The 14,390-nt window shown below is 55.5% G+C and carries 11 protein-coding genes; 2 read left to right on the top strand and 9 right to left on the bottom strand.

What is annotated here, in order from left to right; genetic code table 11:
* Window positions 1-174: 174 nt before the first annotated feature.
* Entirely contained in the window at window positions 175-1,509 is a 1,335-nt protein-coding gene (locus AOQ71_RS20205; protein ID WP_057743291.1) for an IS5 family transposase, read from the top strand.
* A 315-nt stretch (window positions 1,510-1,824) separates the two neighbouring features.
* Here the strand turns inward: AOQ71_RS20205 and AOQ71_RS20200 are convergent, their stop codons facing one another.
* The 9 genes from AOQ71_RS20200 to AOQ71_RS20160 form a co-directional block, all read right to left on the bottom strand.
* Complete coding sequence (locus AOQ71_RS20200) at window positions 1,825-2,316, bottom strand: Lrp/AsnC family transcriptional regulator (RefSeq protein WP_057749885.1); 492 nt, start codon at window positions 2,314-2,316, stop codon at window positions 1,825-1,827.
* A gap of 504 nt (window positions 2,317-2,820) precedes the next feature.
* Complete coding sequence (locus AOQ71_RS20195) at window positions 2,821-4,251, bottom strand: amidase (RefSeq protein ID WP_057749882.1); 1,431 nt, start codon at window positions 4,249-4,251, stop codon at window positions 2,821-2,823.
* A gap of 89 nt (window positions 4,252-4,340) precedes the next feature.
* Window positions 4,341-5,138 carry an SDR family NAD(P)-dependent oxidoreductase gene (locus tag AOQ71_RS20190; protein ID WP_057749869.1) on the bottom strand — a complete coding sequence of 266 codons (798 nt, stop codon included), beginning with the start codon at window positions 5,136-5,138 and terminating at the stop codon, window positions 4,341-4,343.
* A gap of 61 nt (window positions 5,139-5,199) precedes the next feature.
* Window positions 5,200-6,021: an SDR family NAD(P)-dependent oxidoreductase gene (locus AOQ71_RS20185; protein WP_057749866.1), complete on the bottom strand. Its 822-nt coding sequence runs from the start codon at window positions 6,019-6,021 to the stop codon at window positions 5,200-5,202.
* A gap of 25 nt (window positions 6,022-6,046) precedes the next feature.
* Window positions 6,047-7,387 carry an MmgE/PrpD family protein gene (locus AOQ71_RS20180; RefSeq protein ID WP_057749863.1) on the bottom strand — a complete coding sequence of 447 codons (1,341 nt, stop codon included), beginning with the start codon at window positions 7,385-7,387 and terminating at the stop codon, window positions 6,047-6,049.
* 107 nt (window positions 7,388-7,494) lie between these two features.
* Window positions 7,495-8,547, bottom strand: a complete 1,053-nt coding sequence (locus AOQ71_RS20175; RefSeq protein ID WP_057749860.1) for an ABC transporter substrate-binding protein — start codon at window positions 8,545-8,547, stop codon at window positions 7,495-7,497.
* An 80-nt stretch (window positions 8,548-8,627) separates the two neighbouring features.
* On the bottom strand, window positions 8,628-9,719 hold the full coding sequence (locus AOQ71_RS20170; RefSeq protein WP_057749857.1) for an ABC transporter ATP-binding protein: 1,092 nt from the start codon (window positions 9,717-9,719) through the stop codon (window positions 8,628-8,630).
* A gap of 90 nt (window positions 9,720-9,809) precedes the next feature.
* A complete protein-coding gene (locus AOQ71_RS20165; protein ID WP_057749853.1) occupies window positions 9,810-10,625 on the bottom strand; it encodes an ABC transporter permease in 816 nt (271 codons plus the stop codon).
* A gap of 9 nt (window positions 10,626-10,634) precedes the next feature.
* On the bottom strand, window positions 10,635-11,459 hold the full coding sequence (locus AOQ71_RS20160; RefSeq protein ID WP_057749850.1) for an ABC transporter permease: 825 nt from the start codon (window positions 11,457-11,459) through the stop codon (window positions 10,635-10,637).
* 668 nt (window positions 11,460-12,127) lie between these two features.
* Here AOQ71_RS20160 and AOQ71_RS20155 point away from each other — a divergent pair.
* Window positions 12,128-12,970, top strand: a complete 843-nt coding sequence (locus AOQ71_RS20155) for an IclR family transcriptional regulator (RefSeq protein ID WP_057749847.1) — start codon at window positions 12,128-12,130, stop codon at window positions 12,968-12,970.
* The last annotated feature ends 1,420 nt before the right edge of the window (window positions 12,971-14,390 follow it).

The raw sequence follows: 14,390 nt of genomic DNA, 5'->3' as shown, positions 1-14,390 counted from the left end.
TGAGTCGTCCGTGAAGAATGCAGATCGGGGCTAGGAAACAAGCGAAACTGGTCTTGATGTAGTATTCGATTTTGCAGGAAAGCTGGTAGTTGGACCTCGCTTTCTTGCGTTTTGGGATTTTGCTTTTGAGTGATTCGTGATTCCCTGAGGGTGTCGTCGACATTGGGGAATGCGATGAGCAAACCGCGGGACGATCGCCAGAAGGACCTGCTGCTTCCGGCGCTCGATAAGATCATCGACATGAGCCATCCGCTGGTGCGGTTGGCAGCGCTGATCGACTGGAATATGCTGAACGATCGCTTCAGTTCAGTGTGCCAAGCGGGGTCGGGACAGCCTGGCCTTCCGACGCGGCTTGTCGCCGGCCTGTTCATCTTGAAGCACATGCACAACCTGTCGGATGAGGTGTTGTGCGCCCGCTGGATCGAGAACCCTTATTACCAATACTTCTGCGGCGAATTGAGCTTCCGCCACCGTCTGCCGTTCGATCGATCGTCGATGACGCGCTGGCGGCAGCGGCTCGGAGAGGAACAGCTCGTCGCGCTGATCCAGGAAAGTCTGTCGGTGGCGCACAAGACTGGCGCCATTGGCCCCAAAGACCTAGAGCGGGTGGTCGTCGATACGACGGTTCAGCCCAAGGCGGTTGCGCATCCGACCGATGCGCGGCTGATCCATCGAGCAATCATCAAGCTCGTCGGGCTCGCCAAGCGCAACCGTTTGCCGCTGCGCCAGAGCTATCTGCGCCTGGCTAAGCGTGCCGCCATCATGGTCGGCCGCTATACCCACGCGCACCAGTTCAAACGCGCCAGGCGCCAGCTCAAGTTCCTGCGGACACGGCTTGGCCGGATCATCCGCGACATCCGCCGCAAGATTGATGGCCACACGGTGCTGGAAGCTCGCTTCGGCCCGCTGCTCGGTTTAGCGCAGCAGATACGCAGCCAGGATCAGCATCAGCGTGGTCCAAAGGTCTATGCGTTACACGCCCCGGAGGTCGAGTGCATCGGCAAGGGTAAAGCCCGCGCGCCTTACGAGTTCGGCTGCAAAGTCAGTATCGCCACCCCCGCGACGTCTCCAAAGGGCGGACAGTTCGTGCTCCACGCCAAGGCCCTGCACGGCAATCCCTTCGACGGGCACACGCTCGGCCCTGTGATCACCGACATGGAGAAGCTCACCGGCGTGGAGACGCGCCGCATCCACGTCGACAAAGGGTATCGCGGCCACAACCACCCGCATCGGTTCAGGGTCTGGATCTCGGGGCAGGTCCGCCGCGTCACGGCTTCCATCCGTCGCGAGATGAAGCGTCGCGCGGCAGTCGAGCCGGTCATCGGCCACGTCAAGGCCGAGCACCGCATGGACCGGAATTATCTCAAGGGACGCCTCGGCGACCGCATCAACGCTGTTCTCGCCGCTGCAGGTTACAACTTCGGCCTGCTCCTGCGATGGCTCGCACAACTCTTGCGTATCTTCATCCGAGCCTTCATCGAGACCGACCCCGCTCAAAAAATCGCTTGAGCCTCGTTCTTCACGGACGACTCCTGACCAACTACAACGTGAGCCTTAGGATCTGAGGCTGAACGCGCGCCTTTACAAAAACGTGAAGACGAAATTCTCCAGAACGCAGGTCTCCGCATTCCTGTTAGTTGCGAAGTATCGTCAAGCTGCAGTTTCTTTGTTCCCGTGCTGGACGGTCGCAATCACACCGTCGGAGCTGATCGGATTGCGGAGATGGAATGATCGCGGGTGACGAGGATCGTGAAATGAGACTTGCAACATCGGCCGCTACCGATCGGTTGTTGGCGCACCCGCAATAATGCTCAATGACACCCATCAAAGATTACTTAGGCTATCGCAGGGCGGGGTCTCAACTGGAATAGCAAAGCCAGCTTTGACCCGATCCAATACGACCATCGTCTTAAAGCATTTGATGTCCGGATTCTTATAGAAGAAGCGTCTAGTGAACTGCTCATAATCCTCCATGGTACGTGCGGTAACGTATAAGATAAAGTCAGCATCGCCAGTGACGTAGAATCCGTTGACGACTTCAGCCGAAGATTTGATGTCCTTCTTAAACCGGTCAATGATATCCGAACGCTCCCGCTCCATTGTCACCAACACAAGCATTTGGATTGGTCTTCCAACAGCCTTTGGCGAAACGATTGAGACATCGGCTTCGATGAAGCCGTCCGAACGGAGCCTCTTGAGTCGCCGCTGGCATGCTGTGGCAGAAAGCCCCGCCAGTTCACTCATCACATCGGAAGTTAGGCGGTTGTTCTTTTGCACGATCTCGAGGATTCGCGCGTCTACCCGATCGTATCGCATAGTCGGCTCCAGCCTTGAGGTGAACCTCACCGCCACTGCATCGGCTTGCATGGCGGCGGTCGCTCACGGTTAGCAGATAAGTCCAGCGCCCTCACTCATGCCCGTCGCGTGACCTGGCCGTGAAGGAAGAGGTGACAAATCATCTCCCACGTTGTTTCGGTCGTCTGACGCAGCTTGAGGGAGACAGACGCGCTTACAATTCGACGCCCGCTGAAAGCATAAATCCGCAGGTACGCACGTGGGGACCGCGACGCGGCAGCGCAGCCCTTCAACGAACTGGTCGAACTGGAGCATGTTGATCTAGCTCTCCCGATTTCGACAATGAACGCTTGAAGCCGACTGCCGACCAATTTTCGTAGGCTGGCAATCGACCGTCGTCCGACCCAGACAGCTTGACCCATTGATTGAAAGCGGCCGCCGCCATCAGGTAACCTACTGGATGTAGTGGGCGGTCGTCCGAATTCCGCGCGGCCTCCGACGGAGCACAGCGAATAGCGAGACATGCTACGCATGGTGTGGCGGCATCTTGGACTTCCAAGGGCGCGCTTGCTCAAGCTGCCCAGCAAGCCGCAGCAGAGTGGCCTCGTCGCCAAAACGGCCCGAGAACATCATCCCCATTGGTAGCCCTGACTTGTGCCAAGCGAGCGGCATAGACATAGATGGCTGGCCGGACATATTGAATACGAGCGGCATTGGCCATACGCGCCGACGTGCTGCCTGGATATGTGAGAGATCAGCGCTCATTGAATCAAGCTCTCCAATGCGGATCGGCGACCCGCAAAGCGTGGGACACAAGAAGACTTCACAGGTGGTAAAGAACTCGACGAGGCACCGGCAGATTTCGAAAACGGACTGCTCAGCGGTGACGTAATCGATTGCGGTTCCGGTCTGGGCATTGTGTGCGCGCAGAAGGGTAAGAACCTCCAAGTCGCTTTCGGTCATCGGGCGCCCAAGTCGCCGCTCGGCCGCGCGCACCGCGGAGGCTACCAAGTTGGCTCCGTTTATGACTTCTCCCACTTCGATCGGATCGAAAGGAAGAGTAGGCGCTCGTTCTTCAACATCATGACCGAGCCGCTCCAACAGCGAGGCTATCTCCCGAACTGCATTCGTAATCTCAGGGTCGAGATCGTCACCGTAAGGAGATTTGCTTGAAAAGGCGATGCGCAAGCGGCCGGGATTTCTACCTACTTCATTCAAAAACGCTCCTTCCGCGGGAGGTGCGTAATAAGGGCTAGTAAGCTCCGGCCCAGACAATGCGTCAAGCATGGCAGCGCTGTCGCGCACGCTCACACTGATGACGTGTGGACAATCAACCAGGCTGGTCCAGCCCAGTCCCTTATTCGGACCGATCGGCGTGCGTGCTCTGGTAGGTTTAAGCCCGAATAGACCGCAGACAGAGGCCGGTATTCGCGTAGACCCACCGCTGTCGCTCGCGTGCGCCACGGGCACGATGCGCGCAGCAACTGCCGCAGCAGCCCCACCCGAGGAGCCGCCGGCGGAATACGCTAGATTCCATGGATTGCGCGTTGGGCCGTGCAAACGGGACTCAGTGGTGCCCAGCGCGCCGAATTCTGGAACCGCCGTCTTTCCAAAGATTGTGACGCCAGTCTTTAGCACGCGTTCGACGATTGTGCTGTTATGGTCCGCAACGTACTCCCTATAGGCGCTCGATCCATATGTGGTTCGCGTTCCCGTCAGCGTCGCAATGTCTTTCAGCAAAAAAGGAACACCAGTAAAGGGACCTTCGGGCAGCCCCTCTGAGATCTGCCTTTTGGCAAAGTCATAGTGTTTGATAACTACGGCATTGATTTCCGGATCAATCTTCTCGGTTCTGCTTATCGCCTCATCAAGCAGTTCTTCTGGGGTCACGTCCTTCCTGCGAATGAGATCTGCAAGACCGAGGCCGTCGTAGTTCGAATACTCTTCGATGATCACGAGACCCTCCACATATCCGCTACCAAGAACGGTGCTGCACCTTGTTGGCCTTACCTATAGTTGGGCGAAGCCTGCCGGTCGGGCGGCCCCTAGGGCTTGCACAGATATCCGCCATCAACGGCGAGAACCTGACCGGTGATATACTTCGCTTCGTCCGAAACCAGGAACAGAGCAGCATTTGCGACATCCCAGGCTTCTCCCATGCGCTTCATTGGCGCGCGTTCATTTCGAAGCTGGCGCATTTTTTCGCGATCGCCGCCGTAAAACTCCTTGTGCCTCTCGACCATGGGCGTATCCATCAGCCCCGGCATGATTGCATTCACGCGAATACCTTTATCCGCGTAATCGAGTGCCATCGCCTTGGTAAGCGTATTCACGCCGGCCTTGGAGACGCAATATAGGAACAATCCTGGCGAAAGCCGTTCCGCCGACACTGACGAGATATTCAGAATCGCTCCACTGCCACGCTCCAACATTGATGGCAGAACCGCGCTGGAGGTAATGAACATGCTCTTCAGGTTCACGTTGATGACGCGATCCCATTCGGCATCGTCGGTGTTAAGCACTCCGCCGAAAGTTTTCGGCTCGACGCCAACATTGTTGTGAAGAATGTCTATTTGCCCATATTCCTGCAGACACTTTTGGACCATGGCCTCGCAATCCGATCGCTGGCGGACGTTGGCCTGAAACGCAAAACAGGTACCGCCTTCCTGCTCGATCATCTGGCGGGTCTTCTCTGCAGCCTCCAGGTTAAGGTCCACAAGCATCACTGAGGCGCCCTCACGGGCATAAACAACCGCAGACGCCTTTCCATTCCCGAGACCGTCGACTCCGGTTGATCCGGCTCCGGCGACGATCGCCACTTTGCCCTTTAGACGTTTCTGCATGCTTCACCCTGCATTGCGACTCGATGTTGATCGGAAACCTTTGGTACGGGTGCCAACGACGTTAAGCTTGGCGTTGGAGTGCACCATGAACGCTGGCGCTCATCCGCTGACGTTCAGTCCAGCTTGATCCACCGATCAATCCGCCATCCACAACAAGGTCGTGGCCATTCACGAAGCTGGATTCATCGCTTGCAAGATATAACGCTGCGAAAGCAACATCTTCCGGCATGCCGGAGCGTGGTATCGGTTGGCGGGTCTTGTTTAATTCACGAAGGACAGCGGCTTTCTCAAGAGCGTCCGGACCCGTCTTTCCCATGCCGGTCGCGATCTGACCAGGAGAGACTGAATTCACACGGATGCCGAATTCGCCAAGCTCCATGGCAACGCACTTGGTCAGGTGGATGACAGCCGCTTTGGCCGCGCTGTAATCCATGTACGCCGAGACGGCCTGGATACCTGAAATGCTGCCAGTATTGATAATGCTGCCGAACCCCTGCTGTTTCATGTAGGGGGCTACGTGCTTCATTCCGAGCATGACGCTACGCCCGTGTGAGGCCATCACACGATCAAACCGATCCACTTCCATCGATTCTATGCCGCCAGTTTGGCCGAGTATTCCAGCATTATTGAAAAGGCAATCGATACGGCCAAACCGCTTTACGGCAACTTCAATCAAATTCCGGACCTGATCCTCAACCGTAACATCCGTCTTGCAAAACACGCAATCGGGTCCGAGGCGGTCACATAAAGCTTCCCCTTCCGAGGCGAGAAGATCCGCGACAACCACTTTTGCGCCTTCTGCGATGAATAGCTCAACAGTCGCGCGCCCAATACCCTGGCTGCCACCCGTGATGACAGCGGCTTTCCCATCTAGACGTCCCATATCTCAATCCCGTCTTGGTATTCGTTCAATCGACGTAAGTAAGCTCGTCGATGTAAGTAAGCTCGGCCATTAACTTGGATATGTCAGGCAGGCGCTCTAAAGACAGAAGACTATCTTCGATTTGCTCTTCGCGGCCTCGCGAGAACATTCCTGCGACGCATCTGCGGTACTTGTCGCGGATTTCGTCATCGCTGACGTCGATATGCTCAGTAATTTTGCGCGTCGACGCGTGAAGCTGCGAACCATCGGCCATCGTGACAGTGATCGGCAACGCTGCGCCAGCAAGATCCGATCGATAAACGATCTCAATCTTGTCTCGAAAGCTTGCGACATCCAGACTATTAGCGCCTTCGGTCGTATACCTATCCAGCCATGGCTTCTTGTCCAAGAAGCTACATGCGATGCTGTGAGCTAAGCTAAACTTCGCCTCGTCAGCGTTCTTGGGGTGATGATAAAGCGCCGCAGCTAGCTTGAATGACGGCGGAGCTTCGAGCCGAACAGCCTTCACCTCGTGCGCGAAAATCTGGTGTTCATCGATCAGCTTTACAAAGGCATCAATAGGATGCATTTGGGACAGGCAGCATGGATATTTTTTGATTTCGATTGCTTGTGCCCTGAAAGGCGCTCCAAGCTTTAAGACGGGATCGGTGATCCCCGAGACCGCCTGAAGGTATCCCATCGGACACTCCAAAACGGTGGGTTGCCCGGTTAATCCATGCTTCGCTAGAATAGCCGACGCCAAGCCATTCCGCCCAGCCATGCCCGACTCATAGAGGTGGGCGCCCGATCCAACCTGTTTAAAAAGTCCCGCGGCATGGGAGGTGGCTATGCTAACCGCCATAGCGATCTGGTGATCATTGAGCTTGAGCAACCTCGCGGCACCAGCAGCGACACCGATAGTGGCGCCTGCTGACCAAGGTGCCAGGCCCCGGCCCATCATATCTTGAGACGCCAGGGCCAGCTTCGAGGCAACGTCCCAAGCTATGACAAAAGCTTCGATCAGCTCTTTGCCGGAGATTTGGAGCCTTTCACCCAGCGCAAGCATCGCGGGGAAGACGCCAACGCTGTACATGTTCTCAGCGCGAGTGTCGTCTTCCAGCTCAGTCGTATGGGACGTCGTCCCGTTCGCCAGCGCCGCGTATTCCACCGAAGTGCGGAAGTTTGCGCCGATCACGCCAACCTCCGGTTGAGCCCCGCATTCCCTGACATAGCTCAGAACGGCCTTACTTGTTTCGCTGTTGACGCCAGCTAGTGTCATTCCCACGCCGCTAAGGAGTACGTTCTTCACGTGCTGAACGAGCTTCGCATCAAACTCATCAAAGGTGGTCTGTTGAACAAACTTGGCAATGTCGGCCGTCGTACCCATGGTGAATCCCGCGATAGAATTAGCCTGCGTCTGTCTTAGGCATGAACGTCACAACCAACGCTCGTGAGCTTGGGCGTCCATTACGACGCCCAAGCTTTGCATCCAGATCAGGAGATGACCCATTCCTTAAACCGCCGCGACACCGGCTCGAGGTTGTCGGTCCAATAAGCCCCGTCAACGAACATACTCTTGGGGTTGGTGATATCCGGGGTCCACTCGCGGAGCTCGGGATCGAGAAGCGCAATTGCCTTCTTCGAGTTCGGTGCGATGAAGGCCGCGTTGCATAGGCGTGCCACCACCTCAGGCCGCAAGAAGTATTCGATGTATTTCATTCCGCCTTCTTTGTTCGGCGCCCCCTTCGGTATAATCAGCTTTTCGGTGCCCAGCAGGTTCTGCTCGAACGAGAACGCGAGTGGTTTGCCGCCTCCTGGCGCGTTTGTGGCCTTAACTCGATTGGCATAGCTGTAGCTGAAGTCGACCTCTTGGGTCTGCAAGAGCGAGATCGTCTGGGGAGTAGCAGTCACCCAAGCTGCGATGCTGGACTTCACACGATCCAGAACTTTGAACGCGCGATCCACATCCAGCGGGTAGATGTCTTTGGGCAAAACCCCATCAGCAAGGAGAGCGGCTTCAAGGGTTTCATTTGGTCGATTGGGGAGGGTCCGACGACCGGGGAATTTTCCCACGTCAAAGTATTCTGCGAAGTTATTGGGATGCGCTGTTGACCCGTACTTTTCAGGGTCCCATGCGATGCCCCCCACGAAGGAACTTGACGTCACATACTCCTTCTGAGGAGGGAGGGCCATATCGGCTACGTTCAACATCCCCAAGTCGACCTTATCCCAAAGTCCCAGCTTGGACCCGAGCGCAGCATCTTCGTCGACGGTCATGAGAACGTCGATATCCACTCGTCCGGTGAGAGCTTGGGCTTTCAGTTTTGCAATATCCGGACGCGGGACAATATTGACTTTGATACCTGTCTCCTCGGTAAAAGGTGTGACCACGGTTTTTACCAAGAATTCCTGAAACGTGCCGCCGTAGCTGGTGATCGTGATCGACTTGGCCTGCGCGTGCGCTCGGGTGATCAGTGCGGGCGCCAGCACGGCGGCCGAGGACGCCGCAAGAAACGTACGCCGAGATAATTTCTTCGAAATCGACATAATCCACTCCCTTTACAGTTACGTTGATGATGACGGCGCCGCGCTAGGGACGACTCAAATTCCAAGTCAGAACTGAACGCCTAGCCATTCAACACGACAGACTCAGTAGGTGACCAGGAGAGCTTGGCTGCAGATCCAAGCTCGGGGCGAGTGCAAGCGGGACCGGAGATGATCTTCGCAGTAACGGAAACACCATGCGCCGTTTTCACCGTTATCCGGGTCATGCCTCCGATGAAGGAGATTGCCTCGACCACTCCACGCAGAACATTGTGACCAGCAGGAGGGTCGGCATCAGGAGCACAGATGTGCATTTTCTCCGGTCGAACCATGACCAGAACGTCGGAGCCGAGGCCCCGCTCTGAACTTGGCGCGATAACTGCTTCGGCCTCGTCGATCGCCACGCTATTTGCAGCAATGCTCTTGCCCGGGAGCAAATTAGATTCTCCGATGAACTCTGCCACAAAGCGACTGTTAGGCCTGAAGTACAACTCATCTGGAGTGCCTAACTGAGCAATCTCACCATTTTTCATGAGGCAGATGCGGTCAGACATATTGAGCGCCTCTTCCTGATCATGCGTTACGTAAATGATCGTCGTTCCCAGTTCATGGTGCAGGCGCTTGATTTCAGTCTGCATCTGCTCTCGAAGATTCTTGTCGAGCGCTCCGAGTGGCTCGTCCATCATGATGATGGCCGGGGAGTACACGATACAGCGAGCGATGCCGACGCGCTGCTGCTGGCCACCTGAAAGTTGGCGAGGCTTTCGATCATCAAACCCGTTGAGACCAACTCGATCCAACGCATCCAAGACTTTTCTGCGAATAGCTTCGGAGGGTTCGCGCCTTGCACGAAGCGGATAGGCAACGTTTTCGAAGACCGTCATATGCGGCATAAGAGCATAGTTTTGAAACACCATGCCGATGCCTCGTTCGCGCGGCGGCATGCGCGTGATATCCCTGCCGGCGAGGAGTATTTCACCGGAACTAGGAGCGATAGCCCCCGAGATCAGATTCAGAAGGGTCGTCTTTCCAGAGCCGGAGGGCCCGAGCAGGGTAAGAAACTCAGATTTGTTAACGGTCAATTCGGTGTCCTTAAGAACCGTCACCGAACCGAAGGCCTTTGAGATTCCTCTCAAAGCTATGGCTTCACCATTGGAGGCATTGCGGCCGTGCATTCTTCTACTCCCAGAATCCATGCTGCTGCCCAGGTGAATGTCTGAGCTCAAGTCTGCCGCAGAGCGGACTTGCGATTTTGTGTTCTTTGCTCAAGAGACTTCCTCACCCGAAGATTTCCTCAGGCCAATAGTCACGATGCATGCGAGTAAGGACAACGCCGTCAGCAAGGCCGATACGGCCGCGATGACTGGAGAGACCTCCCATTCAAGAGCGCTATACATCTTAACTGGCAGCGTCACGGTATCGCTGCCTGTGAGGAACCAAGAGATGATCACCTCGTCAAACGAAAGCAGAAACGCAAAGAACGCGGCGCTTATCAGAGATGGAACGAGCTCAGGGATGACGACCGTAAAGAACATGCGAATGGGATTTGCACCCATAAGCTCAGCACCAAACTCCAAGTTTCGGTCCAGCTTCTGCACACCCGCAATAATCATTACGATTACATACGGTAGCGTCACCATCACATGGCCCAGAACCAGCGACAGCGTGGTCCCGCCAATGCGGATATACGCGAAGTACAAGTAAATACCCAACCCCGAGACGATGGCGGGAATGACCAATGGGCTAATCAACACACCAGAAATCAGGAGCTTACCCAAGAACTCATAGCGCGCGATCCAATATGCCGAAGGCAGGCCAACAAAGAGAGCCGCACATGTCGAGAAAATCGCGACCTTTAGGCTCGTATATAGCGGCAACAACCAACTATCGGAGGTAAAGAGAATCCTGAACAGATCAAGCGAGTACGTCGAGGGCGGAAATTCGAGCGCGTTCGTTGGTCCAAATGCCATAGGAATTGTAACAACAACTGGCGCGAGCAAGAAGATGTAGACAACAGTCGCGAGGCTAGAGCCAACGAAGCGATACCGCCGCGAGAGGGGATCGAGCACTGAGTTCGCCATGACAAGCTCTTAGATCTTACGTCGACGCCAAAGCGCCATCGGAACGATGAAGATTGAAGCTAGTGCGAGCAAGATTACGCTTATTGCGGATGCTTTCGGCCAGTCGAGAACCTGACGATTGTAGAAATCGACTAGGTTGGAGAGCATTTGATCTTGAGGACCGCCGAGGAGCGCGGGGATGACAAACGCCCCCAAAGACATAACAAAAACGCTCAGCAAGCCTGCAACGACTCCCGGGACGCTTAGGGGGACGGTAACAGTCCAAAACATCCTTGCTGGTTTCGCACCCATCACGGACGCAGCTCTGTAGAGAGTACTGTCGATCGCGAGCAGACTTGCGAGCACCGGAAGGACGACGAGCGGAACCAGAAAATTGGTCATCCCGACGAATAATCCGACGCGATTCAGAACAAGCGGCAGCTGCACGTCGAACCCTGAGGCCCAGCTAAGGAGATTGTTTATGATGCCGTGTCGACCCAAGATGATGGTGAAAGCGAAGCACTTGACCAAAATGCTAGTCCAGAAAGGCAGGAGAATGAGGACCATCAGCACGGTCCGTCGATTCGGGTGCTGCCTCGCCAAGTGAAGGGCGACGATGTATCCTAGTATCAGGCTGAGAACGGATGAAATTGACGCAACGCCAAGGGTCGTGGCGAGTGTTTGTCTAAACAAGCTGCTTTCGACAATGAGTTTGTACGCAGAGAGCGGGCCGGTATCGCCCTGAAAACTTGTAATAAGGACGTAGCAAAGCGGTGGCAGTATTATGCCGGCCGCAACCAACGCCGCCGGCGACATGAACAGCGATTGCACCTTGAGATCGATCGAGCGATTCATTTGAGCATGAGCAGACGTTCGTGAGGGACGTGGTTTCGAGCTATTGGCTTGCGGATTGCGCGAATGAAATTCCGGATGCCTCGCCTTCGACTCGGACGAGCCAATGGTGTTGTCCGCTCTCGCGTGTCGGTACCGCGAATGGTCAGTAAGCGGTCTCGGCTTAAGTCCAATAGCTGCGAACATGTCGCGCGGGGCATCGCCTCCCGCACTTTGTTCACGAGCGCAGCCAAGGGATGCTGAATTACTGAACGAGTCATTGGATGAACCGGCGTTTTCATGTTTTCGAACTTTGGATTTCGGAAGCGCTTCCGATGGACATGCAGATTGACATCACTCACGCCTTCGCGTGCGTTGATGAACTAACAGATGCCGGCAGATAAGCCCCGTACTCCGCACTTGAATGAGATGTTGTTATGAGCTGGTCGGATATCGGCGAGCTCAAGTGCCTTCGGTTTTCTTGAAGCGAGATATCTCTCATTCAACGAAGCGTACTCTCCTAGAACTCCTCCTGAATGGTCAAACGTCCTTCTATATTGTTATCCAATATTACATATTGATTTTTGACCGTCAAGTCGAAATTTGCCGGGCCAGACCGGTTGTTGGCCGGCCTTTACACGCGCATTGAATAGCAATATGCAGAACCGCATTGCGAGAAGGATGGAAAGACGATGCTCGAGAAGAGGAGCAAGAGCCGGACAGGACTCAATTCGCCTGCTCCGTTTGCTAAGGCGGACATTGACGAACGGCTCTATCTCGGAACGATCGAGAAGGGGCTCCTTGTCCTTGATACCTTTTGTGCGAACCCACGACCGATGACTCTTGCGGAAGTCTCGGAGGCATCCGGGCTAAATAAAAGCGCAACCCAACGAGTGCTCTACACACTGCGGGCGCTGAGATACCTAACCCACAGTGAGACAACCCGGCAGTATTCGCTTTCGGCGCGGGCTATGGACATCGGAAACGCATATCTGCGGAGCAATCCGATAGTCGAAGCAACTTTTCCGTACTTGCTCGAGGCCAACAAACGATCGCAGGAAACCGTCAACCTGACCGAGCTCGACGGATCCGATATCATATTTATCTCTCGTGTCCCCAGCAGGAACGTGATGAGCTCGTACGTGACGGTTGGGGCGCGCCTTCCCGCTTTCGCGACGGCGCCAGGGCGCGCGATCCTGGCGAACCTCGATGCCGACTCCGCCAACGCCATTTTAAAAGGCTCGAGCCTTCTCGCGATTACCCCCCACACCATGACCAGTCGGCAAAAGCTTCTCAAGGAATTGGAAAAGGTGCGTCAAGAAGGCTTTGCCATCGCCAATCAGGAGGCGATGCTTGGGGACATCTCGACGGCTGCGCCGGTGTTTGGCTATGACAACAGGGTTGTAGCTGCTGTTAACATCGCAGCTTCGACGGCCAATTGGACTCCCGAGAGAGTGGAAGCGGAACTTAGCCCGATCACAGTCGAGATCGCTCGGCAAATGTCCAAAGTTGTTTCCCAATACAGGCGGACATAAGCTGCATTAACCCTTAACCTAACTTCGACATACGAATCGATGTCAGCAAGAATGTGCGTGGCCCACACTGAGTTCTAGACAAGTACTCCTGCGGCCCGGATTAGTATCTGCAAATTGCTGTTCGACGGGCAAAAAGACCGGCTGTTCGAGATAAAGAACAACGAACCGTCCACTTGGATTCACGACGCGAGCGGCCGGGCCGCTTGCCAACAGAATGCGGCCTCGCGCTATGCGCGCCCCCCTGGTTCGACACAATTGCTCAGAGCGTCCCTACGTAATCGGCGCTCAGCTTGGGTTACCCAATCGTCATCAGACTAGCATTGCCGCCCGCCGCCGTAGTGTTGATTGACGTCGAGACCTCTTCCAGCAGCCAGTTCAGGCAATAAATTTCATTATTGTAGGCCAACTCGTCAGTGGTTGCCGACTGCATCACGACTAGCGGCCCTTTGAGGCCTGCGATTCTCCTGTTGGTTCAGTTTAAAGCCAGTCGCATACCGCAGGATCGGTATGAATGGAGCTGTGCTGCGGCGGAATAGGAGCGCGCTGCATCAACCGGCCGATATAGAGCGGCCTGCCCGCCTTCGGGGCCGGTCCCCCGAACGCCCCGCGCGATCTATGCAGACATGGATTGGTAAAGGCGTGCAGCTTTCTTCCAGATAACAAGTTCGTTTTCACTTTTCGATCAAACGATCTAGTGTCGCCGAGGAAATGTTTAAATCGAACGAGTAAACGCAGCAAGCGCCGCCTATCAACCGCCGAAGAGTTCCGCCGTGCACATCCTCGGTCTGAGGCTCCCTAGAAATGCGCAACGTATCCCAAATTGGACTGTCCAGTTTGACGCGCGCAGCCATAGGTCGCGTTTGAGAACCAACTGCGAATCGAGCGGGGAGCGATGAAGGATGAGCTTCCGCGAATCCCGCGTGAACTCGGAAAGCTGCTGGCTGCCATCAACCCAGCTGTGGCATCGGTTGGGCGGCATCAGAACTGGCCTTCAATTCCGCACGCTGCATTTCGGCCAGCTTGCTCCGACGCGGTAGGAGCGGTTCGAGGGGCGAGACGTTCAGTTACCGGAAACCGTCTGGACGTTTCTTCGTACGATTGCGGCTTGCAGAGAATAATCGAGCGGCCTGAAAAGACGATGGCCGCCTGGCGCCGACCTCGAACGCTCGAGTCAGCCCACTAGGAATGATAGGTGCGCAGAAATGAAGATAGGTAATAATAGCTACCAGCGAACTGGACGCGATATCCACCGAGGCGATATGAAGCAAGCCACAACCGTCGACCACCAGCCGGCGATAGGCGCTAACCCTGACTCCCGATCAAAGGCTATGCGCTGGAGATTTTTGGGAGAGTTCCTGAAACGGCGCGTCGGCGGACATATCGATCCCGCATTCTCGATAATTGAAGTTCTTCCTATGCT

The sequence above is a fragment of the Bradyrhizobium manausense genome (genome assembly GCF_001440035.1).
GTDB classification, from domain to species: domain Bacteria; phylum Pseudomonadota; class Alphaproteobacteria; order Rhizobiales; family Xanthobacteraceae; genus Bradyrhizobium; species Bradyrhizobium manausense.
This window is presented reverse-complemented; position numbering and strand designations above follow the sequence as displayed.

Bases quoted from the DNA above. Each gene is read 5' to 3' on its own strand.
- AOQ71_RS20180 (WP_057749863.1), bottom strand. From the start codon at position 7,387: ATGGGTACGACGGCCGACATTGCCAAGTTTGTTCAACAGACCACCTTT.
- AOQ71_RS20175 (WP_057749860.1), bottom strand. From the start codon at position 8,547: ATGTCGATTTCGAAGAAATTATCTCGGCGTACGTTTCTTGCGGCGTCC.
- AOQ71_RS20190 (WP_057749869.1), bottom strand. From the start codon at position 5,138: ATGCAGAAACGTCTAAAGGGCAAAGTGGCGATCGTCGCCGGAGCCGGA.
- AOQ71_RS20205 (WP_057743291.1), top strand. From the start codon at position 175: ATGAGCAAACCGCGGGACGATCGCCAGAAGGACCTGCTGCTTCCGGCG.
- AOQ71_RS20170 (WP_057749857.1), bottom strand. From the start codon at position 9,719: ATGCACGGCCGCAATGCCTCCAATGGTGAAGCCATAGCTTTGAGAGGA.
- AOQ71_RS20200 (WP_057749885.1), bottom strand. From the start codon at position 2,316: ATGCGATACGATCGGGTAGACGCGCGAATCCTCGAGATCGTGCAAAAG.
- AOQ71_RS20185 (WP_057749866.1), bottom strand. From the start codon at position 6,021: ATGGGACGTCTAGATGGGAAAGCCGCTGTCATCACGGGTGGCAGCCAG.
- AOQ71_RS20155 (WP_057749847.1), top strand. From the start codon at position 12,128: ATGCTCGAGAAGAGGAGCAAGAGCCGGACAGGACTCAATTCGCCTGCT.
- AOQ71_RS20165 (WP_057749853.1), bottom strand. From the start codon at position 10,625: ATGGCGAACTCAGTGCTCGATCCCCTCTCGCGGCGGTATCGCTTCGTT.
- AOQ71_RS20160 (WP_057749850.1), bottom strand. From the start codon at position 11,459: ATGAATCGCTCGATCGATCTCAAGGTGCAATCGCTGTTCATGTCGCCG.